Raw genomic sequence first — 226 nt, 5'->3', positions numbered from 1 at the left:
CCGGATCCAGCGGCAGATACGCGCCCCCCGCCTTGAGGATCGCCAACAGCCCCACCACCATCGCCGGACTGCGCGCAAGGCAGATCGCCACCGGCTGATCCGGCCTCACACCGAGCCCGGTCAGATAGTGCGCCAGACGGTTGGCCCGCGCATTGAGCTCGCCATAACTCACGCGCTCCTCCGCACAGACCACCGCCACCGCCTCCGGCGCCTTGGCGACCTGCGC

Annotated in this window: 1 protein-coding gene; it reads right to left on the bottom strand. The window is 70.4% G+C overall.

What is annotated here, in order from left to right:
* The coding region (locus AB4Y42_RS44780) for an AMP-binding protein (protein WP_368697960.1) at window positions 1–226 on the bottom strand (226 nt) is incomplete at both ends.

This window comes from Paraburkholderia sp. EG286B, assembly GCF_040965655.1.
In the GTDB taxonomy this organism is placed as follows: Bacteria; Pseudomonadota; Gammaproteobacteria; order Burkholderiales; family Burkholderiaceae; genus Paraburkholderia.
Note: the sequence above shows the minus strand (reverse complement) of the source record. Positions and strands in the feature narration are given on the sequence as shown.